The sequence below is a fragment of the Pseudomonas sp. SLFW genome, assembly GCF_009905615.1.
Classification (GTDB): domain Bacteria; phylum Pseudomonadota; class Gammaproteobacteria; order Pseudomonadales; family Pseudomonadaceae; genus Aquipseudomonas; species Aquipseudomonas bambusae.
Genome location: NZ_JAAAKW010000016.1, coordinates 68,009 through 89,325 on the forward strand (window position 1 = coordinate 68,009; position 21,317 = coordinate 89,325).

General features: G+C 58.7%; 21 protein-coding genes. 16 read left to right on the top strand and 5 right to left on the bottom strand.

The window, feature by feature from the left end; genetic code table 11:
• Window positions 1-153 precede the first annotated feature (153 nt).
• From GVN17_RS23255 to GVN17_RS23315, 13 genes are all read left to right on the top strand, one after another.
• The gene (locus tag GVN17_RS23255) at window positions 154-2,325 is read left to right on the top strand and encodes a TonB-dependent siderophore receptor (RefSeq protein WP_166597609.1); all 2,172 of its coding nucleotides are present in this window, start codon (window positions 154-156) and stop codon (window positions 2,323-2,325) included.
• 158 nt (window positions 2,326-2,483) lie between these two features.
• Complete coding sequence (locus GVN17_RS23260; protein ID WP_166597610.1) at window positions 2,484-2,969, top strand: GNAT family N-acetyltransferase; 486 nt, start codon at window positions 2,484-2,486, stop codon at window positions 2,967-2,969.
• Between the two features lie 73 nt (window positions 2,970-3,042).
• Window positions 3,043-3,810 carry a helix-turn-helix domain-containing protein gene (locus GVN17_RS23265; RefSeq protein WP_166597611.1) on the top strand — a complete coding sequence of 256 codons (768 nt, stop codon included), beginning with the start codon at window positions 3,043-3,045 and terminating at the stop codon, window positions 3,808-3,810.
• 109 nt (window positions 3,811-3,919) lie between these two features.
• On the top strand, window positions 3,920-5,239 hold the full coding sequence (locus GVN17_RS23270) for an MFS transporter (RefSeq protein ID WP_166597612.1): 1,320 nt from the start codon (window positions 3,920-3,922) through the stop codon (window positions 5,237-5,239).
• A gap of 92 nt (window positions 5,240-5,331) precedes the next feature.
• On the top strand, window positions 5,332-5,802 hold the full coding sequence (locus tag GVN17_RS23275; RefSeq protein ID WP_166597613.1) for a VOC family protein: 471 nt from the start codon (window positions 5,332-5,334) through the stop codon (window positions 5,800-5,802).
• Window positions 5,803-6,249: 447 nt separating this feature from the next.
• Window positions 6,250-6,498 (top strand): LuxR C-terminal-related transcriptional regulator, encoded by a 249-nt coding sequence (locus GVN17_RS23280; protein ID WP_166597650.1) that lies wholly within the window; start codon window positions 6,250-6,252, stop codon window positions 6,496-6,498.
• A gap of 126 nt (window positions 6,499-6,624) precedes the next feature.
• Entirely contained in the window at window positions 6,625-7,344 is a 720-nt protein-coding gene (locus tag GVN17_RS23285) for an ABC transporter ATP-binding protein (protein WP_166597614.1), read from the top strand.
• Window positions 7,331-8,539, top strand: a complete 1,209-nt coding sequence (locus GVN17_RS23290) for an ABC transporter permease (protein ID WP_256665352.1) — start codon at window positions 7,331-7,333, stop codon at window positions 8,537-8,539. Before GVN17_RS23285 ends, GVN17_RS23290 begins: the two co-directional genes overlap by 14 nt.
• 58 nt (window positions 8,540-8,597) lie before the next feature.
• Window positions 8,598-9,317 (top strand): hypothetical protein, encoded by a 720-nt coding sequence (locus GVN17_RS23295; protein WP_166597615.1) that lies wholly within the window; start codon window positions 8,598-8,600, stop codon window positions 9,315-9,317.
• A gap of 152 nt (window positions 9,318-9,469) precedes the next feature.
• Complete coding sequence (locus GVN17_RS23300) at window positions 9,470-10,888, top strand: TolC family protein (protein WP_256665353.1); 1,419 nt, start codon at window positions 9,470-9,472, stop codon at window positions 10,886-10,888.
• Window positions 10,881-11,996, top strand: a complete 1,116-nt coding sequence (locus GVN17_RS23305; RefSeq protein WP_166597616.1) for an HlyD family secretion protein — start codon at window positions 10,881-10,883, stop codon at window positions 11,994-11,996. Before GVN17_RS23300 ends, GVN17_RS23305 begins: the two co-directional genes overlap by 8 nt.
• Window positions 11,997-12,264: 268 nt before the next feature.
• Window positions 12,265-12,699, top strand: a complete 435-nt coding sequence (locus GVN17_RS23310) for a hypothetical protein (protein ID WP_166597617.1) — start codon at window positions 12,265-12,267, stop codon at window positions 12,697-12,699.
• Between the two features lie 49 nt (window positions 12,700-12,748).
• A complete protein-coding gene (locus GVN17_RS23315; protein ID WP_166597618.1) occupies window positions 12,749-13,612 on the top strand; it encodes a hypothetical protein in 864 nt (287 codons plus the stop codon).
• Window position 13,613: 1 nt separating this feature from the next.
• Here GVN17_RS23315 and GVN17_RS23320 read toward each other — a convergent pair whose 3' ends face one another.
• Window positions 13,614-14,687: a diguanylate cyclase gene (locus tag GVN17_RS23320; RefSeq protein ID WP_166597619.1), complete on the bottom strand. Its 1,074-nt coding sequence runs from the start codon at window positions 14,685-14,687 to the stop codon at window positions 13,614-13,616.
• 272 nt (window positions 14,688-14,959) lie between these two features.
• On the opposite strand from GVN17_RS23320, the gene GVN17_RS23325 reads away from it, so the two are divergent.
• Together GVN17_RS23325 and GVN17_RS23330 are read left to right on the top strand one after the other, a co-directional pair.
• Window positions 14,960-15,595, top strand: coding sequence for a LysE family translocator (locus GVN17_RS23325; protein ID WP_166597620.1), 636 nt, complete (start codon window positions 14,960-14,962; stop codon window positions 15,593-15,595).
• 102 nt (window positions 15,596-15,697) lie between these two features.
• Window positions 15,698-16,867, top strand: coding sequence for a hypothetical protein (locus GVN17_RS23330; RefSeq protein ID WP_166597621.1), 1,170 nt, complete (start codon window positions 15,698-15,700; stop codon window positions 16,865-16,867).
• Window positions 16,868-16,932: 65 nt separating this feature from the next.
• Here GVN17_RS23330 and GVN17_RS23335 read toward each other — a convergent pair whose 3' ends face one another.
• The 3 genes from GVN17_RS23335 to GVN17_RS23345 all read right to left on the bottom strand — a co-directional run bounded on the left by GVN17_RS23335 (window position 16,933) and on the right by GVN17_RS23345 (window position 19,223).
• Window positions 16,933-17,586, bottom strand: a complete 654-nt coding sequence (locus tag GVN17_RS23335) for a polyribonucleotide nucleotidyltransferase (protein ID WP_166597622.1) — start codon at window positions 17,584-17,586, stop codon at window positions 16,933-16,935.
• A 343-nt stretch (window positions 17,587-17,929) separates the two neighbouring features.
• The gene (locus GVN17_RS23340; RefSeq protein WP_166597623.1) at window positions 17,930-18,154 is read right to left on the bottom strand and encodes a hypothetical protein; all 225 of its coding nucleotides are present in this window, start codon (window positions 18,152-18,154) and stop codon (window positions 17,930-17,932) included.
• Window positions 18,155-18,281: 127 nt separating this feature from the next.
• Complete coding sequence (locus GVN17_RS23345; protein WP_166597624.1) at window positions 18,282-19,223, bottom strand: restriction endonuclease; 942 nt, start codon at window positions 19,221-19,223, stop codon at window positions 18,282-18,284.
• A gap of 260 nt (window positions 19,224-19,483) precedes the next feature.
• On the opposite strand from GVN17_RS23345, the gene GVN17_RS23350 reads away from it, so the two are divergent.
• Window positions 19,484-19,774: a hypothetical protein gene (locus GVN17_RS23350; protein ID WP_166597625.1), complete on the top strand. Its 291-nt coding sequence runs from the start codon at window positions 19,484-19,486 to the stop codon at window positions 19,772-19,774.
• Window positions 19,775-20,397: 623 nt separating this feature from the next.
• Here the strand turns inward: GVN17_RS23350 and GVN17_RS23355 are convergent.
• Entirely contained in the window at window positions 20,398-21,006 is a 609-nt protein-coding gene (locus tag GVN17_RS23355; RefSeq protein WP_166597626.1) for a Bro-N domain-containing protein, read from the bottom strand.
• Window positions 21,007-21,317 lie beyond the last annotated feature (311 nt).

Genomic DNA, 21,317 nt, shown 5'->3' on the forward strand with positions numbered 1-21,317 from the left:
ATCCTGCAAGATAGGCCGCCGAGTGTAGATGAGTGGACGTCCCCGTTTCGAGCGTTTTCATACGTGCAAAGAGGACGTATCGAGGTTGTAAAAAAACCATACAGAACGTAAAAAGTGCGCCGAGAAACAATCCCTCCTGGAGCTTCACTGTCGATGACCACCCCACGCCGACCTGCAGCCGGTTTTCCGCGCCGCCTGCTGCCGCTGAGTATTGCCTTCGTCTCGCCATGGCTGGCCGCGCAAGAGGCTGAGCCGCTGACGCTGGACGCCGTCAAGGTCTCAGGCGAACAGGCGTCGATCTACCAGGCCAGCAGCGCGTCGGTGGGCGGTTTCAATGAAACCCCCTTGCGCGACACGCCGGCGTCGATTTCGGTGTTCAGCGAGGAGATGCTCAAGAACCAGCAGGCCAAATTGCTCAGCGACGTGCTGCGTAACGACGCGTCCGTGGGCGACAGCTACGCGCCAGTCGGTTACTACGAAAACTTCGTCGTGCGCGGTTTCTCCCTGGATGCGGCGAACAGCTACCGCATCAACGGTCGCAGCATCACCGGCGAGCAGAACGTGGCGCTGGAAAACAAGGAGCAGGTCGAGTTGCTGAAAGGGCTGTCCGGCCTGCAAAGCGGCGTGTCGGAGCCTGCCGGCGTGGTCAATTACAAGACCAAACGCCCGGAAGACGTGCGCTCGGTGACGGTGTCCACCAACGAGCACGGCGAGCGGTATATCGCCACGGACGTCGGCGGCTGGTTTGGCAGCGAAAAACAGTTCGGCCTGAGCGCCAACGTCGCCCACGAAGACATTCGTTCCTACGTCGAACACGCCAATGGCCAGCGGGATTTCGCCTCGCTGGCGTTCGACTGGAACATCAATGATCAATCGACCTTGCAATTGGACGTCGAGTACCAGACCAAAGAGCAACGCTCGGTGCCGGGTTATCAACTCATCGGCGGAACAGAGCTGCCCCACGATGCCTCGCCGCGCAAGTTGCTGGGCTACCAGAGCGGGTCGAACCCGGTGGGCATCGACTCGCTGAACATGAGCGGTCGCTATGAGTACCGTTTCAGCGACGACTGGAAGGGAAGTCTCAGCGCCTCGCGCAGCCGCGTGGTGATCGACGATTACAGCGCGTTCGCCTATGGCTGCTACTACCAAAGCGATTGCCCGGCGACACCGGTGACCGGCCATTTCAATACCAATGGCGGCTACGACATCTACGACTTCCGCAGCCCCGACGACACGCGCCGAAACGATGAAGTCGAAGCGGCCATGACGGGCCTGTTCAACACCGGCTGGCTCAAGCATGAGCTGACCTTTGGCACCAGCGCGTTTCGCCGCACGGTCGATACCCGGCCGTATTTCAGCAATTACATCGGGTCCGGCAACATCAACGAAACGCCGGAAAGCTTCGCTCCGTCCGACCTGCCCGTAGGTCACACCGAACGCCGTCTGGACAGCCGTCAGTACGGTCTGTTCGCAACCGACCGCATCAGCTTCAACGAGCAATGGCAAACCGTGATCGGCGGTCGTCAGGCGCGCCTCGATGAAAAGGCCTACAACGAAGACGGCAGCGACAATCGCCACACGCAGCGCTCGATTTTCCTGCCTCAGGGCGCGCTGATCTACAAGCCCGTGGACAACGTTTCGCTCTATACCAGCTACAGCAAAGGCCTTTCGTTGGGCGCCACGGCGTCGGTGTTCGACACCAACATCGGTGAGATTCTGGCGCCGACGATCTCTCGCCAACTGGAAGCCGGGGTCAAGTACGACTGGCAACGCATGAGTTTCACGGCGGCCGTGTTCCAGACCCGTCAGGCCTACCAGTATTCGAAGCCCAACGACGACGGCACGTTGACGTTCGTGCAGCAGGGCCAGCAGAAAAACACGGGGCTGGAGCTGAGCGCCAACGGCTGGCTGACTTCACAGTTGCAAATCTCGGCGAGTGCCGCCGCCATCAAGGCTCGCGTGGAAGACAGCGACACAACGGCCTATGAAGACCATCAGGCGATCAACGTGCCGAAATTCCGCGGCAGTCTGTCCGCTGACTACAGCCTGCCGATTCCGGGCCTCGCGCTGCTAGGCGGCATGCAGTACAGCTCCAGCAAATACGCCAACCGCGAAGGCTCGGTGAAGGTGGATGATTACACCGTGTTCAACGCAGGCAGCCGCTACAGCACCAGGCTCGATGGCTACGACACCGTGTTTCGCCTGACGGTCGACAACTTGTTCGACAAACGTTACTGGCGAGACGTGGGCGAATACCTGGGTGACGACTACCTGTTCCTCGGCGCACCGCGCACGGCGAGATTGTCCGCGACGGTGAGTTTTTAATCCGTTTCTCAGCATCCGCCGACGGGATGTTTGGCCTGCGGCCAGAAACGAGGCCCGGACCTTTCACCGTCGTATGTAAAAGCGCATCCTGTCGCTCTGGCTCAATGGCTGTGCGCGAACGCGACCGTTCGTGCGTTTTCTCCTTCCGGAATCGCGACATGATCGAACTCAAACCCGGCAATATTTCGGACATTCCCCTGCTCTGGTCGCTGCGCACCCGGGCGGTTCGGCAGCTGTGCGCCAGCCATTATTCGCCCGAACAGGTCGAGATATGGAGCGGGTCGCCACCCCCCGAGTCGTACCTTCGGCTGTTTGCCACGCGATGCGCGCTGGTCGCCCAGGAAGACGGTCAACTGCTAGGCTACGGCATTCTGGACCGGCAAAGCGGCGAAGTGATTGCTGTGTTCGTCGAACCCGCGCACGCCGGTCAAGGTGTCGGTAAACGCCTCATGGACGGTCTGGAGACGATTGCCGCCGAAGAACACTTCACCCGGCTCTACCTCTACGCTTCGCTCAACGCCGCTGATTTCTACCGAGCGATGGGTTTCGTTGCGATTCGCGATGAGGCGTACGAGCACCCCAGCGGCATCGCGTTGCGCAGCCTCTACATGGAACGGGTGATGCCAATGGAATCGGTGCACTGACCGACATTTGAAACTGGCGCCATGCCCTTTGGCTTGCTACCGTCGGCAAGCCACTCAACAGGGAAATCGGGCCATGCCAGCACAGTACCCGTTGCAACGCCGTATCCAGGATGGACGACCACTGCTGACCACGGCGCTGTTGCAGGCGGGCAGTGACGAGACGTTGCACCGTTACCGTGAGGGTCAATTGTGGGCCGTCCGGCAAGGGGTTATCACGGCCGAGCTGGACACTGGCAGTTGGGTCGTTCCATCGCGGCACATTGGCTGGATTCCTCCCGGGGTCGCCCACGCCACGCGTGTGCACGAGGCCACGAAAGGCTGGATCATCTACCTGCGACCCGATCTGTGTCCGCTGTTTCCTAACACACCGACGGTGTTCGACATGACGTCGCTGTCCAGCGCCTTGCTCGAACGCATCGGCGGCTGGAATGATCACTCGGGGGAGCTCACCGCGCCGCAGCATCGGCAGCTCGACGTGTTGTTTGACGAGTTGAAGGTGTCCCCCGCCAACACGTTGTTTCTGCCAATGCCCAGCAGTCCACACCTGGTCGGCATGACCCTGACCATCGTCGCCGATCCCGCCAACAAGACCAGCCTCGACGACTGGGCGCGGCGGGTCGGCATGTCCCGTCGCGGGTTGACCCGACACTTTCGTGCTGAAACCGGGATGTCGCTGATGCAATGGCGGATTGTCGCGCGGATGAAGCGAGCGCTTGAATTGCTGGCCGAGGGCGACAGCGTCAACCGTGTGGCCCAACGGCTCGGTTACGACAGCGTCAGCACCTTCATCAGCGCGTTCAGTGCGCAGTTCGGCATGACGCCCGGCGTGTATGCCCTGTGATGTGACGTAACGCCGGTGGTCTGCGAGCCGCCCTCAACCCGTCAGCTTTGTTATCCTGCGCGCCTTTGTCGCACCTAACTGCCGTTTTAACTGCCAAATGGGGTCTCTCATGACAGCCATTCTTCGACCACGTCCACAACCGATCAGCCGGGGCGACTATAAGACCCTGGGCTTGGCGGCACTGGGCGGGGCGCTGGAAATCTACGATTTCATCATCTTCGTATTCTTTGCGCTGACCCTCAGTCAGTTGTTCTTTCCGCCGGAAATGCCCGAGTGGCTGCGGCTGTTGCAGAGTTTTGGAATCTTCGTCACCGGCTACCTGGCCCGTCCGTTGGGCGGCATTCTGATGGCGCACTTCGCTGACAAGCTGGGCCGCAAGCGTGTCTTTAGCCTGAGTATCATGATGATGGCCCTGCCATGCCTGCTGATCGGCGTGATGCCGACCTATGCCGACATCGGCTATTGGGCGCCGTTGATTCTGCTGGGCCTGCGTATCTTGCAAGGGGCGGCAGTGGGCGGTGAGGTGCCGAGCGCCTGGGTATTCGTCGCCGAACATGCACCCAAAGGCCATCGCGGTTATGCCTTGGGCGTGTTGCAGGCCGGTTTGACGTTCGGCTACTTGATCGGTGCTTTGACCGCGACGTGGCTGGCCAAGGTGTTCAGCCATGCAGAAATCCTCGACTTCGCCTGGCGCATCCCGTTTCTGCTGGGCGGCGTGTTCGGGGTAATCGGCGTCTGGCTGCGTCGTTGGCTGAGCGAAACGCCGGTGTTCATGGCCTTGCATGCCCAGCGTCAAGGCATGACCGAACTGCCCCTGCGCGCCGTGGTGCGGGAGCACCGCCAATCGCTGTTGCCGGCTGCGCTGCTGACCTGTGTGCTGACCTCCGCAGTCGTGACCCTGGTGGTGATCACCCCGACCGTGATGCAACAACGCTTCGGCATGAGCCCCAGCGACACCTTCGCGCTGAGCAGCGTCGGTATTGTCTTCCTCAACATCGGTTGCGTGCTCGCTGGCATGCTGGTGGACCGCATAGGCGCCTGGCGCGGCGTGGTCCTTTACAGCCTGCTGCTGCCGGTGGGCGTGGGCCTGCTGTATGCCAGTCTGGTGATCCAGTGGCTGCCGATAAGCCTGGCCTATGCAGTCGCGGGCCTGGCGTGCGGAATCGTCGGCGTGGTGCCGTCGGTCATGGTCGGACTGTTCCCGGCGAACATTCGCGTGTCCGGCATCTCGCTGACCTACAACATCAGCTACGCGTTATGGGCCAGCACCACGCCGCTGGCGCTGATCGCCTTGATGCCGTGGAGCCCATGGGTGTGCGTCGGCTACTGCGCGATCATGGGCGCCGTGGGCTTGCTGACCGCCATGTTCTTCGGCATGCGCAAGGGCATGCAAGTGGATGACGCACTGCCTGCACGCTGCGGCCACTGACTGACGGGGCGTCGTTGAGCAACGCCCCGCTCGGGACTACGCTTGCCTGACCGCTATCCGAATGACTCACAGAACAGTCAAGGAGAACCGTCATGAGCGTCAAACCTATCCCCGACGGTCAGCATAGCCTGACCGTGTACCTGGGCGTTTCGCCTGCCGCCAAAGCCATCGAGTTCTATAAAAACGCATTTGGCGCCAACGAGATGTTTCGCCTCGACAGCCCCGACGGCCGTGTTGGCCACGCTGAATTGCAGATCGGCGACTCTCGCCTGATGCTTGCCGACCCTTGTGATCAGGGTGGCTTCACCAGCGCTGATCCTCACGGCAAAACATCCTTCGCCATGCACCTTTACGTGCCTGATGTCGACGAACAGTTCAAACGTGCCGTGGACGCGGGGGCGACAATCGTCACCGATGTTCAAGACATGTTCTACGGCGATCGCAGCGGCAGCGTTCGCGACCCGTTTGGCCATCTCTGGTTCATCGGCACTCACAAGGAAGACCTCACACCCGACGAGATTCGTGAGCGGGCCATGAAGATGTTCAGTCAGGCATCATCCTGATTTCTTGTCATCCATTTCCTTTTTTAGCGTCGGCGATTTGCACTTACTCTAGTACAAGTCGCCCTTCGTTTTATGAATGTCTCACCCCAAGTCAAGCCTCGCGCCGTCACATGATTTGTAACGGGTGATTGTATTTGAGAATTGTTCCGTTTATTGTCGCTGTCTATACCTCTGACTCGCACTCCTCATATGCAACCTTGTTTGCGTATGAGCCGAACTGTGCCTGTTGCATGCCTTTGTAAGACCAAATCAAGGATTTGTCTTCAGGGAGTGTAGGATTAATTACCTTTTGCGGTGCAAATTATAACCTTCATGCCGAATATTCAATTCAAGTGTAAAAAAGACAAATTAACGCTCAATAAACGCCCGTCGACGCCGATGGGAAGTTTAGTGCCAGGGAAGGCATCCACGAAAAGCGACATCAAGTCGATGCAAGAGGGAGAGCCTATGCGACAACGAGCGAACCGGGCGACGCCACGGGAGTATGAGGTCTTGCAGCTGGTGCTGTTGGGCTACACCAACAAGGACATCGCGCAACGATTGGGCATCAGTGATTACACGGCCCGTGATCATGTTTCGGCACTGCTGAAAAAGAATGATGTGAAGAACCGTGCCCAACTCATGGCGCTGCATGTGGTGGTTCCACGCAAACGAAAAACACAAGTACCCCCTACATTTGACGGATTGTTTCGGTGAATCAAATGCGCATAATAGGAAGTATCTTGGGTGGCGTTAATAGGCGTTGGTATTACTGGCAGACGCTTATGTGGCGTTCATAAAAGAATAAATGCGCACGGTGTAGGGCAATGACAGGGAAACGTCATGAGTTATGAATTGGAAGCCTGTTCATCATGTTTTTTTGAATTACGCAGCGTTAGCCAACAGTATGTTCGGGGGAGTGCGACGCTATGCGCATTGGATACTATCGATTTCACGCTAGATCACGGCGACACCTGTGCGATAGTCGGTGCGTCCGGGTCTGGCAAAAGCACACTGCTGAATATCCTGGGTTTGCTGGAACGTCCCATTCGGGGAAGTGCACGATTTGTCGGAAACGACATCGTGGCCGCTTCCGCCAATGATCTGGCTGCCTGGCGAAACCGGCATATAGGTTTCATTTTTCAGGCCTTCAACCTGTTGCCGCGCTTGAGTGCGTTGGACAATGTCGCACTGCCACTGGCGTATCGAAATGTGCCTCGAAAGTCGGCACGTGCGTTGGCGTTGGCACAATTGCAGGCTGTGGGGCTCGCCGACCGGGCGGAGCATCGGCCTGCGGATCTTTCCGGAGGGCAACGCCAGCGGGTGGCGATTGCCAGAGCTCTGGTGGGGCAGCCATCGCTGATTCTGGCGGACGAGCCCACCGGCAATCTCGACCCCTGTTGTGCCAACGAAATCCTGGAGCTGTTCCTTACGCTCAACCGTGAACAAGGCGCGACGTTGGTCATGGTGACTCACGACGCGAACCTAGCCGCACGCTTCGAGCGCAAGGTCGAAGTGGCTCAAGGTCGCGTATATGAGCGTGTCGGGCATGTCGCGGTCTGACGCGCTGGCACTCGGTCCTTGGGCCATGCAGGTTGCCGAGTCTGTGCACAACCTGCTGGCGATGGGGCAGCGCTCCTGGCTGGGATTGCTGGGCATCGCAGTGGGGAGCGCATCGATCGTCGCGCTGCTCAACATCGGTCGCAGTGCATCGGACGACGCGATGGCGACCTTCAAGGGGCTGGGCACGGACGTTCTGGTTGCGAGTTTTCCGGGGTTCGATTCGCGCAGAACGCCAATGCCGGGCACCTTGGACACTCGATCCGTTCACTTCGCGATGCCTGAGCTGATGCAGCTGGCGCCTGTCAGCCAATACGCCGTCAAAGTCAGGGCGGGCGGTGCCGAACTTGATGCCACGGTGATCGGAACCTCTGCTGCGCTGATGCCTGTCATGGGCCTTGAGTTGGCTTCGGGGCGGTTCATTTCGCGGCTGGATCGCAACGGGCTGTTCGCGGTGATTAGCGACGGAGCTGCCAGCGCATTGGGCATCGAAACGCGTCCGCTACGGCCCGGAGACTTGCTCGGTCTCGGCGATTATCAATTTCAGATCATCGGCATTCTGAGGCCTCAGCCTCACAACCCGCTGCTTCCGGTGCCCGTCGATTCGTCAGTTTTCATACCCGCACACAGCATGGCCCGACTGTCCTCAACCATCCGCTTGGGACATGTGATCGCCAGGGTGCAGCCGAACGTGGACGCGTCCGTAGCCGCCCAATCGCTCCAGCGACAGTTGCAGGAGCGACTGCGGGGGCATGAGGTGAACGTACAGATCCCTCGCCAACTGCTTGATGGCCTCAAGCGTCAGGCCGACATCTTCGCTTGGCTGCTCGCGGGGCTTGGCGGGATTTCCCTGTTAGTGGCAGGGGTAGGCGTCATGAACGTCATGCTCATGAGCGTGCGTGAACGCCGTCGTGAGATTGGCGTGCGCATGGCGCTTGGCGCCCGGCCTCGGGACATCAGGTCACTGTTCCTGATCGAAGCTGCGCACCTGTCGGTGATAGGCGCTCTGCTCGGGGCAGCGTTCGGCTGTGGCATCGCCTGGTTATTCACGCAGCTCAACGGTTGGCCATTGAACCTGTCATTCGACGCGCTACTGCTCGGGGTCGGCAGTTCACTGATGACCGGTCTGTTTTTCGGCTGCTACCCGGCGGCACTGGCCGCACGACTCTCACCCGCTGTAGCGCTCAGGGATGACTGATCCACCTGCCGTACGAACTGAACAGATTCTCGACTCAACAACAAAAAGGAATGCCTCAATGACTGACTGCAATTCAAGCGACCACAGCCCTGCAACCGCGGAGCGTCCAGGCATCACCGACCACGGCGACGACCTGGAAATGGACCGCTTTCATGAAATGGTTCACAAACAGGCTGTGTACAGCAAGGAGGATCTGCACACGATGCACCGACAATGGCTCGGCCCCCGTGGCGTGTTCGCGACCTTTGAAGAGGAAATCGAGCAACTGGGGCGACAGGCGCCTGCCCTGGAAGACCTCAAGAAGCTCACGACGCCGGAACGCTTGCAGCAGGCCGAGCAGGCTGTGGCATTTGCCTTGGCCCAGAGCCATCGTCGTACGGCGGCGATCAATCCGTTCGCGGGCCTGAGGCGCGAAGCGCTGTGCGGTGTGGTGTTCGACGACTCCGGGCTTTACACGCTGGTCGAGCGTTACGCCGCATATCAGGCGGTACGCAAGAGTGACGCAGACATCTTCATCAAATTAATCGCCACCACCCGGGGTGTGGTGGAGAGACGCATCGTTTTCCGGGGTTTGCTGGAGCATTACGACCGGCTGTTGCCCATCGAGAAGAGCATCTATCCCGAGGGTTATCGCAGCGTTCAGCAAGGTCATCTGGACCGTGAGGAAGCCCTGTATGGGCCGCTCAAGATGGAGGACGAGATCCTGACCTTGCTCGGGACGATGTCCGCTGCCGAGCTGTTGGAGCGCGTTCAGCCACCGGCGGGTTCATCGCTGTGAAACACCTCGCTTGGGACCGTAGCCCGGTCCCAAGCCGGACTGGCCGGTGTATCCGGCCTGTCCGCCTGATGGGGTATGCGCGGCCATTGATGATGGTGTTCAGCGTCCTGTCGATTGAGCAGGCGCGAAGTGAGGTGGGGCCGGAACCCCCGATGTCTGCGCCGAGTATGCCTGTGTCTGCCACGAAGGGCGGCCAATGGGCCTTGTCGCAAGGCACTGTCAGCAGCCTGCAATTGAGCCTGGCTGACGCAGTGGCAATGGGACTGCGCACCAACCGGGACATTCGCCGCTCCTACTTGCAGCGGGTGGCGCAGAAGTTCGACGTGCAGGTGGCGGAGGCTTTTTTCTCTCCGCGCTTTCATTTAAGCGCTCGGCAGGTTGCACGCCGTGATTCGGAGGATCGCAGACAGGAAGTCAGCGTGACGCCGAAAGCCTCGCTCAATACGGAATGGGGAACCCGCTTCAGCCTGTCCTGGGCGCAACGGGTCGATCGGACTGATCGCGCAGGCCGCCAGCAACAGCGGGGCCTGGGCATCGAAGTTGTGCAGCCGCTACTGAAGAACGCGGGGCGGGACGTCGTCACCGCTCCCCGCCAGCGCGCGCGGTTGAACGAACGCAGCCATCGGCTCGGGTTGGAAGCGTCAGTGGCGCAAAGCGTGACTCAAATCGTGTCTGCCTACCGCGAGTTGCTCAAGGCGCAAGAGCAACTGCGGATTGTGACTCGTGCGCTGGAGCGGTCGCGCGAGCAGATGCGAGTCAACGAAGCGTTGATTGCGTCCGGGCGCATGGCGCAGGTGGATCGTCTGCAAAATGAGGCGGATCTGGCCTATCAGGAACTCAATGCCGAACAGGCCTCGCATCACCTGGAGGCGAGCCGTCGGGCGCTGCTGAAATTGTTGGCGCTGGACCTCACCACACCGCTGCACGCCAGTGATGATCTGAGCGCCGAGCGTATCGACATCGATCCCGAGCACGCATTGAGCATTGCCCGACAACGTCAGCCCGCCTACCTGCGACAGCGCATTGCAGAGGAGCTGGCCGATATCGACCTGTTGATCGCCAAAAATCATCAACAGTGGGACCTGTCTCTGGTCGCCGGAGCCGCCGAGGATCGCCAGCGTAATTCGTCGAATGCACAGCAACGTCAGGACAGGCGATGGAATGCCTACGCAGGCGTGCAACTGGACATTCCGATTGGCGACCCTGCGCAACGTCAGCGACGGGTTCACGCCCAGGTCGCCGTTGACACCCAGGCGCTGCAACAGGCTGAAGCCCGACAGTGGCTGGAGCAGGAAGTCACCGATGCCATTCGTACGATGCAGACCCATTGGCGGCAATACGAAATTGCCCTTCGCAGTCGCAGTTTGTCCGAGCAAAAACTGGCTGTGGAAAGGCGAAGGTTGCACGTCGGGCGCACCAGCACCTTTCAGGTCTTGAGTTTCGAGGAGGACCTGCGTCGCGCCGAGAATGCCGTGCTCAATGCGCTGATCGCCTACCTCAATGCCCAGACACGACTGGATGAACGCTTGGGCACGACCCTGGACAGCTGGGAGATCGCGCTCAATGACTGACGTATTGAAACTCAAACCCGCTGCTCTGAAGGCGGGTATGGCGGGCGTTCTGGCGCTGCTGATCGCAGGTGCGGGCTTTTATGGGAGCAGGCAGGATGAGCCAGCGCCAACGGAGCGCTGGGTACAGGTCACGCCGGCTCCGCTGGAGCATCGCATCGGTCTGGTCGGACGTATCGTGCCCGGAGAGGCCATGACGTTGATCGCGCCCTTCGAGGGCCATATCGAAGCGCACATGTTCGCCATCGATCAACGTGTCGCTCAAGACCAGTTGTTGCTCAGGATCAGCCCCGACCTGTTGCACCTGCAGATTCGGGAAGCCCTGGCCGAACGTCTCAAGGCCGAAAGCGCCGTGCAGGTGTTTGAGAGCTGGGCTGACGGCGAGGAAATGGCCAGGGCACGCCGGGCGCTAAACAGTGGTCAGTTGGGGCTGGCGGATACCCAACGCAAACTCGCAGAGACGCAGGCCTTGCTGGAACAGGGCATTGTGCCGCGCATGGAGGTCGACAGCCTGACGCAGCAACTGCGCACGCAGTCGCTGGATGTCTCGGCGGCTCAAGCTGAGCTGGCTCAGGTCAGCAAGCGAGGGAAGGGAGAGCATCGACAAATCGCGGACATGCAGCTCGCCAGTGCGCGTGCCCGGCATGACGCATTGCTGGCGCTTGAACAGCGCGGCGAGATCAGGGCCCCTTTCTCCGGCATCGTCCTGCGTCTGCCGGACGGCCCGTCTACCTCGAACGACCGACCCATCGCCGTAGGCGCGCGGGTGAGCCAGGGCCAGGCGTTGTTTGGTCTGGCCAGCGTCGAACGTTTGAAGGTGCAGGCGAGGGTGGACGAGGTCGACATCAACCAGTTGCATGAAGGCATGCCCGCCGAGATCAGCGGTGACGGCTTCAACGACGTGTTGCACGGCACGATCACCGCTGTAGGCGCTCAGGCGATTGAGTCCGACATGCGCGGCAACGGCGCTTCCTACCACGTCACCGTAAGCCTGCCACCGCTTGATCGGGACAGCCGTCAACGGCTGCGTTTGGGCATGAGCGCACGGCTGTCGATCCTCATCGCCCGCCACCCCCGACGCCGTCGTCCTGCCCACCGATGCCGTGGGTGAAAAGCAGGGCGGACATTTCGTTATTCATCGGGCGGCGCTCGATGCCCCGGAATCAATGCGCCCCGTCACCTTGGGAAAGACGACGGTCAGTGGGGTGGAAGTGTTTGGCATGGACGCCGGGTTCGTACGGAGGGAGGTCAGTATGGATTAGCGATTCGATAACGAAGTTTGATCCGTTACAAAAAGGACTGAAAACCTTTTGGTGAGTTTGGCTCACGGGAGTTGTTCGGCCTGAATAAATAAAGAACAAGAAATAAGGATGTGAATCATGAATAAAAAACTATTGCCGCTGGCGTTGGTGTTTGTGTCGATGTCTGGGATGGCAGCAGAAATGTCTGTGACTAAAACCGGTACGCCGGGCCCTCTTTCCAGAATTAGCGGAAAGCAGACTACTGTCCATCGAGTTGGCGTTACCGATGCACCGGCTACCGTTAGGCGTAATGGCGCAATCGTGGGTGTTTCATGGAGCCTCGCTTCTTATCCTCAAAGTGTTGGTGAGCAAGTTGAGATCTGCATGAACCGGCTGGGTGCCCAGGAGGACTGTCGATTCATCACTCCCGGTACTCGTGGTACGACACACGAGTTCGATCACCCGGTACTGGGCTATGCCACCTTCATCACGATCAAACATAGCCAAAAAAGTGGGCCACCCCTTAGTCACCCCGTTGGCGTAGACGCGGTGACGTTCCACATCAAGTACTGACCGATATCCTCCTGCTGGCACTGTCGGCAGGAGGACTGGGAGATTGACCATGCGTATTGAACAGACAGTTCCGATCATTGCATCAGGTTCCCATTTAAAAACCGGGTCATTGGGAGAGCCAAACGACAGCAGACCTGAAACACTTGCGGTGCAGGGCACCACCGTTTCGATCAGCGGTCAAGCATTGCTCAGGCAACGGCTCTTTTGCAGCGATCCGAATGTTGAGCCCGCCATGCCAGATATCAAGCACGATCCAATGGTGCTCAGGCCGCTCTTATATCTCAACAAAGATGATCGGCAACTGCTGGGGGATATTTATGAGTTTGCGCAGGCGGAAGGTCTGGATCTGGTTTATGTTGATAGTTTGGGCCACAGTCTTGCAGAGTTTCGAGGCAGTGAGGATGGCAAACGAAGAAGCCCGCTGAATCAGGGTAAGGAATTTGATTGGGAAGGCCATATGGTCTCTTACAGCTTTACAGACAAAGATGCGGTTATCGCCGAGCGAATTCGAAACAGCTCTGCTCTACCGTCGACCCGTCTGGATAAAGCATTTATTGCTTATGAGACGGACAAAAACCATACGGCGATATGTCACAGCGAATTCGATTTTCTGGAACTGGTGGTCACCCATTTCTCGAATGCACCCCAGGCCGTGCCCATAGACGGACGTTTTCAAAAACATGAGTACATCAAAAATAACTTTGTGAGACATGTCTCGAAGGAAGTCTATGAGCACATGATATTTCCCAAAGGCGATAAGCCTGACAAAACAGCAGATGGTCCAGACGCAACGGCTGCGAACCCTGTGCCCGAATTTGAACAAGCGCTGACGTTGCGCCAAGCCATCCACAAGTACCTCCAGCAAAACGCCATCCCCACGCTCTTCCAAACCATCGCCCGGCTTCGCCGCTGACTCACTCAAACGCCAATGACCCACGCGCTCTCACCCCGGGCGGCGCCGAACTGACTCGGTTTCGCCCGGTGCTTTTCGCGGCGTATAACGCCATGTCCGCTTCGTGCAGCCACATACCCGCGTCGGTGAGGTGCGGGCCGTAGGCCGCGATGCCGATGCTCAGGCTTAGCCGCAGGTCGGGAAGGGCGGTGTGGGCGTGGTCGTGCACCGTTCGGCGCAGGCGTTCGAGGATGTCGTTGGCTTGCGCGAGCGTCGTATCGGGCAGGATCACGCAAAATTCATCGCCGCCGTAGCGACCGGCCAGATCCGTTTCCCGAAGGCTCGCGGTCAAGGCACCACTCAATTGCTTGAGCACGTTGTCGCCGATGATATGGCCGTAGGTGTCGTTGATGGTCTTGAAGTGATCGATGTCGATCAGCGCCACACTGTTCTGACGCTTGAGTGTCTGGCAATTGTTGAACTCGACGCGCAGCAGGTCCTTCCAGGCACCGTGGTTCATCAGGCCGGTCAGGCTGTCGGTGGTGCTGAGTTTTTCCAGCGCCTTCTTGCTTTTCGACAGCTTCACCGCGACCCGATAGCACACCAGGCCAATCGCCATTGGGTAGATCACCAACATCGGCAGGCAGGCGTAGATCTGGATCTGGCTAATGTCAGGAAACAGTTCCGGGACGAAAATGCCGTAGGCCACCAGCCCGCCGACCACTTGCGCTAAAGCGCCCAACAGAAACAGCCGTGGTCCGCCCGCAGCAATGTTATTCATCGCCATCATCGACAACGCGGTCACGCTGGCCAGGGGGCTAAGCCCCATCGCACCGGCCCAGAAGCCCCCGGCCAGTGAGTCGTACATCAAATTTCGGCGTTCGGCCTTGTAGGGCTGTTTTGATAACTTAGCCAGAAGATACGCCAAGTGCGGCCATCCATAGCCATGCAAGACCATCACCACCCAGACCCAAACCGGTAGGTGTGACGGGTAAAGCGCGGCGGCAACGGCAAAAAAGCCGATGCCCATCCCCACGCTGCGCGGCACATGCATGCGCCGGGCAAACGAGAGACCTTTACGGACTGAGGTGTTCATAGCTCTTCACCGGGTAGTGACGCAGCATCCCGACTGAAACATCGGCCACGACGAACGACTCTGAGTGTCACCCCCTTCCCTGAGGGTGGGAAGAGCAATTTGCCACTACTGGTCGAATAATCACCACCGGCTGTCGTTAAGCCTGGCATCTGTCCGGGTGCTTTTTTCCCGAATCTGTCTATAGACGCTCTTCGGAGATTGGCGTGGAATGCGCACAACCCCTCTCGGCTGCTTTCGAGCGGGTCATTTCCTACAATGGCTGGACAGCGCTCATGCCAGAACTTTCGAACCTCATCGCCTTTTCCCTCATCTCTCTGGGCATGGTCCTGACGCCGGGACCGAATATGATCTACGTGATTTCGCGATCGATCTCACAGGGTCGCAAGGCAGGACTGATTTCCCTCGGCGGCGTTGGCATCGGTTTCATCTTCTACATGCTGTGCGCGGCATTTGGGATCACCGGGCTAATCATGGCGGTGCCCTACGCCTACGACACCTTGCGCATCGCGGGCGCGCTGTACCTGTTGTACCTTGCCTGGCAGGCGGTCAAACCAGGCGGCCGCTCGCCGTTTCAGGTCAAGTCTTTGCCGCAGGACAGCAATAAGCAGCTGTTTCTGATGGGGCTGCTCACCAACCTGTTTAACCCCAAAGTCGCCGTGCTCTACCTCTCGCTGCTGCCGCAATTCATCACCGTCGGAGCGGGCACCAGCGTGCTCAGCCAATCCCTGATATTGGGCAGCGCGCAGATCGGCGTCAGCCTCACGGTCAATGCGATGGTCGCCATGGCCGCGGGGTCGATTGCGGTGTTTCTGGCCACCAAACCCACGTGGGCTAACGTGCAGCGCTGGTTGATGGGCACGGTGCTGTTCGGCTTTGCCGTGCGCATGGCGGTCGAAAGCAGAAAGTGACGGGTTCACACCTTCTGAAAAAACGTTCACCAATCCCTTGTCAGATGCGGCGTCAACGGCCAGATTAGCCGCCGAATTCGCATCATTTCAAAGGATCGGCTGATGCCCCTGAAACGCTTTCTCCCTCAGATGACGTGCCTCGCCGCGTTGATGGCACCGCTCGCCCATGCCGCTGATGCCCTGCACGTCTTCACCGGCACCCTCGGTAAATCGCCCATCGTGGTAGAGCTGGACCTGACCAAGCCCGACGACATCAGCGGGCGCTACTTCTATGAGAAGTACCACAAGGATTTGGCGCTTTCCGGCAAACAGACCGGGCAGGATCTGACGCTGACCGAGGGCCTGAGCTACGACGACAATCCTGATTTACCCACCCTGCGTCTGCATAAATCCTCAGACGCTGGTTGGGCAGGGGAGTGGAGCAGTTCCAAGGGGAAATCCTACAAGGTGCAATTGAGCGAAAAGAAGGTCGCCGCGCCTGATGCCACCGCCGAGCCCGGCTGGCAAGGCATCTATCGGGACTCTCCTTACGACTACCTGCGCCTCAGCCAGTTGAAACTCAAGGCCGATAAAAAAGAGACCTTCATGGGCCACGACCTGCAATGGTGGGTCGAGCCCGAATCAGGCATCACCCTGTTCGAAATCACTTCCGGTTACGCCCCCGAACAGGCCGAGAAAATCAACCGACAACTGCGCTCGCGGCTGTGGAATGAAGTCGTCAGCTACCACCAGTGCATGCTCGGTGGCAGCCGCACAGAAGGTGAGTTCGACCAGTCCGTCACCCCGGAACTGATGACGTCGGGCATCGTCAGCCTCAACATCTCCACCTCCTACGATTGCGGTGGCGCACACCCGGACTTCGGCGATTCGCCCCTTAACCTCGACGCGACCACCGGAAAGGAACTGACGCTGGAAGATGTCCTCTGGGTCGGCAAAGGCAAGCCCTTCCACTATGAACGTGATGAAGCAGGCGGCGTGAGCTTCGACACGTACTCGGACTACCGCAGCAAGGCCTTCGCGCCCTGGCTCGTCAGCCAACTGAAAGCCGCCCACCCCGACGACATGAAAGCCCCCGAAACCGACGACGACTGCGACTACACCGACGAATCCGTCTGGGACTTCCCGTCCTGGTACTTCACCGAAGAAGGCATCTACGTCGGCCCATACTTCGCCCGGGTCATGCGCGCCTGTGAAGGGCCGGAATGGTCGGTGGTGCCGTACGCCGCGATCAAGGCGCATCCGGGGGGCGTGAAGGTGGTATTGCCAGAATAAAAGTGGATGAACGAGCAAGATTGCTGCTTAAAAGGCAGCAATCGCTGCCCAAAAAGCAGCACTCATCATTTGCCTCCCGTCACACCCTTCACCAAAGTCCCGTGAGCCTTGGCATCCTTCGCCAGCGAGATCACGTTGACCATCGCTGTGCGATTTCCGGAGGCCGCGGCGACGGTGGTGCTCAGCACCTTGCCCCCATCGACGCTGCCTGAGATATCCAGCTGACGCAGCCCAAGGCCGTTTCTGACGACCTTCTTTTCGCCCAGTTTGCTGAAGTCCTTGTAGCTGGACTGCTGCTGAACGAGGGTTTCCGCGATGATGTCGTCCAGGGTTTCCGTATCGTTTGACGGCACTGTCTTGCGGTCGGGCAGCGGCGTTTCCGTGATGATCACCACACGCTTCGCGGGTTTGTTCATGTACAGCGAGCCGGTAACCCCCGCAGCCTTCGCCTTATCATCGATCTCTTCCATCGGCCCTTTGACGTAGTCCTTGGGCAGGTAAAACACGAACTTGCCACCCAGCATCGACACCTTCTGCCCCGTGGGTTTGGCAGGCACGGTCTTGGAAGTTTTCGAAGCCTTCGAGGATTTAGTCGAGTGAGTGGTCTTGGACGACTTGGCAGGGTGCTTGGTGTCGGTGGCAGCCTGGGCACCCGCCACGCTCAGGCCAAGCGACAGCGCAGTGCAGATCAAAGCTGATTTCAGGGTGAGCAAGCGCATTCCTACCTCATCAAAGGCTAATTCCTACAGAGGTCCGCATTTTGCCTGACGCTTGCAGGCGATGGGTAGAAATGCGTTTGCGCAGACCGATGACCGTAGGGGCTCCCTTGCCCGCGAAAAGATCTAACAGCGAAACGTGGCTTCAAGCCTGTTTTTAATAAACCAACCCAGGCCCGTTATTTCATCGTTATTACGGCCGTCACTTTTTAAGGCCGAAAAAAAGCCGCTAGGGAAAGCGGCTGAAGTTTGGAGCTTTGGGGTCCCACGTCGGGAGCAACGACGCGGAGAGTTGCAACAACAGAAACACAACAAAGAAAAAGACAGAACAGAAACGGCGTACAGGTCAGGTGTGTTTGGCGTTCTCCACTTGAGGGTCGTAGGTTGAGGCTTGCTGAGTCTTGTCCTGCTCCTTGGCCTTCGCAGCCAGGGCTTCTTCGTGCTGCTCGACGTTCGCTTGCAGCGCTTCGTTGCGGGCCACGAAGGCAGGAGATTCTTCGGCGAAAACGGCAGGGGAGGCCATCAATGAAGACACAGCGAGTGCGCTGATAATGCCGATGGATTTGAACATTTGAAATAAACCTTCTTGCGTGTGCAAGTTCGATTAGGTGAGGCCACTGTAAGAACCCAGCGCCTCAGGATCAAATGAAACCCGGCTAAATATTGATTAGCGAAAAAGTTATGTGGGTGTCAGGGAATTAAATGTTTTTCATTGGCGCAAAAATAGGTCGAATGCCACGACACTTCGGATAATCCCCACAGCCCCAGAAATTACCACCGGCGTTTGCGCCAGTGCGAGCGACGCGGATCACCATCGGTTTGCGGCAATGCGGACAAGCGGGTGGCTTGGGCACGACCGGCGTTGCCACTGGCTCTTCAGGCACTTGTTCAAGAACCACCGCCGCTGGCTGCATCGGCTCAACCGCCGCAGGCTCAGCACGCTCGGGGCCAATTTCAGTCGTTGGCTGAGGACTGGGCTTGCTCGTCTCGGCAATCCACTGCCGCAACACGTCCCCGTCCACCAGTTGCAGATTGCGTCCTGATGCAAAGTCCCGCGCCTGCCTGGTAAACGTCCCACTCGTCACCACGAACCCGCCGACAGCCCCCTCGGCCGCCATCGCCCCGTACAACTCCCGCACCACCGGCACACCCACCTGCACCGCGCGCCATTGCTTGCACTGCACCAGATACGTTTCACCGTCCTTGCGCGCCACCAGATCAATGCCGCCATCCGGCCCGCGACCACCGGTGTCCTGCACCTTGAAACCGCGACGACGCAACGCCTCACCCACCAGCAACTCGAACTCGCGCCAACTGATGCACAGCAACGTATTGCCGCCTGGGGTGGTGATGGATTTCAACAGCGTGCGTGATCGGAAACGGCGGAAGAGCGAGGCGATGGTACCGCAACCGAAAATGAAGGGCAGGGCGTACTGCCCGATGCCCGTCGCTACCCGCGTCACATTGCCGATGACAAGCGACTGAAACTGATGCGGATCGCCAGAGAACGCCGCTGGCGTAGACGAGGCCACCGCGTGCAGGCCAACCCCTGAGATCAGCGCAATCGAAAGACTCAGCCACCAGGGCAATTTGCTGGCGATTACAAAAAGGTCGTCAAACAGAGAAGATTTCTTGGCCATATCCGTGGTCTTTCACACATCCGTCAAAGAGGATTCAGTCAACAAGCGGCACACACCTGCAGCAGTCCGGCTTGCCGGCGGCAGCGATCATAAGCGTTCTGCAAACTTCGGTTCAGAAAACAACGAACCGTCTGTAAGAACCCTCATCCACAGCAGTAAGAATGCAATCACAGTCTACAGCGAAAAAGCATTGTAGTGGCTCAATGATGTCATGGTAAAACGCTGTCCGGAAAATCCATCCGCACCGCTAAGGAACAGCCATGACCAAGGTAGGAACCGTCTTCATCGCAGCACTCGCACTGCTCAGCGCCTTCACCGTTAACGCGAAAGAAACCCGCCTCACCGATGCAGCGATCGCCCAAATCCTCATCGAAGACTCCATCGCCAACTACTCCGGCAACTGCCCATGCCCCTACAACCCCGCCCGCAATGGAAGCCGGTGTGGGAAGCGCAGTGCATACAGCCGGCCGGGTGGATACTCGCCGTTGTGTTTCAAAGAGGATGTGACGAAGGAGATGGTGCAGGAGTATCGGGCGCGGACGAAGGGATGATGTTTTGGGTTGTCGCCGCCGTGAAGTAGACAGGGCGGGGCACAGGATGCTGATGCTGCCTAGGACGTCTCCGAACCCTCAGTAAGGTCCGTCTGTTTCAGCCAAGTTTGCATTCCTCAATGCGAATCGCACCTTCAGAATTCAGCCCCTCATTACTGGAGCTAAGGTTAAGGGCGATGACAATCCCTATGATTTTCGGCCTCGGCATGACAATCAACTGGTTGCTTGTCTACACTCTCAAGCCCCGTGCATGGCGAAAATAGTTGGGCTCGGGGCTGCTGATCTTTGGAGGCATTGCGATGTTCAAACTCAGAAGTCAAAGCAATGAAGCATCCCTGTCGTTTCTCATCGCCTTCATGATCGGATGGTCCCTGTTCTCGACTCGCGATCGGTTCGCTCTGGAAGAGGACTAAATCCGGTGCTCTTCATCCTCGGAATCTTCCTAACCTGCACCGCCTACTACCTGCTCGACCGAAAACTCGTTCACAGAACCCCTCGAAAATGGACCGGCCTTGCCTTCATAAGCGTTGGCGCCACAGCGACCTTCACGCTTGATTCGCACATAGGCGACTTCCTCATCTGGGGCTTCGTCGTCGCTTGGTGCATTGGCCTAGAACTGTTCTTCAACTGTGAGAAGTACAAGGGTTACTACGGGTAGCGTCGGGCGCCCGGCGCAGTGCAAAGGGTTTCGCGACTGACATCTCATCCCCATCGAAGCACCTGAACCGCCATTCTCCACCAAGGCGCACGCGACTTCTGCTCGCTGGCGCCACTCGCATCTCATCCACCGCCAACACCTGCGGCATATCCCGCAAGCGAATCCACGGCTCGCTCTCCCAACGCAGCATGCTCACCGACAACCCCGGCCACTGCAGAAAACTCTCGCAGGGATAACAGGCCGCCGACGGCACCGTTTTATCCCACAGACACGGCACCACATCATGGGTATTCCAGCGCCGCAACGCCCGATTCTCCCCGCGGTAGTGATAGGTCAACAACGCATACACTGCCGATTCACTCACCACCAGCACCTCTTTCTCGTCTACATCATCTGCTAGCGCCACTGTACGGCGCTGATCTACGTCGAGCTTGCGCGTCGCGCGCTCGTTCAGCGGCCAGCCCATGAGACGGCCAAGATCGCGGGCGCAGAACCAGACTTCGGATTCTAGGAGGAAGGTGCGTAGGGGGCGGTTGTGGCGGTGGAAGGTGGTGGGATGAAGCGCTGTGGGCATGATCCGTATCTCTTCTGAATGCCTCAATGGCAAGGGTGTCGGGAGTTAAGAAACCCACAGCGGAAAGGCCGGACTGATTCCCCTTACGGGTCTTGTATTCGTCCACTCCCGACATAGAGCTTTTATGACGCGCAGCCGTAGGCCGCAGGATCAGAAAAGCCGCATGGTATCGGAAGCGGGCAGGCCGCTGCTGTGGTGGTCTCTTTGAGCGTTTCTTAGGCGCGGCCCAACGATATTAGATTTGCCTGCGTGAAATCTGTTGGACTGTTCCGAAGTTTCCGATTTTTCCAAAATTTCCGCTGTTGGAACAA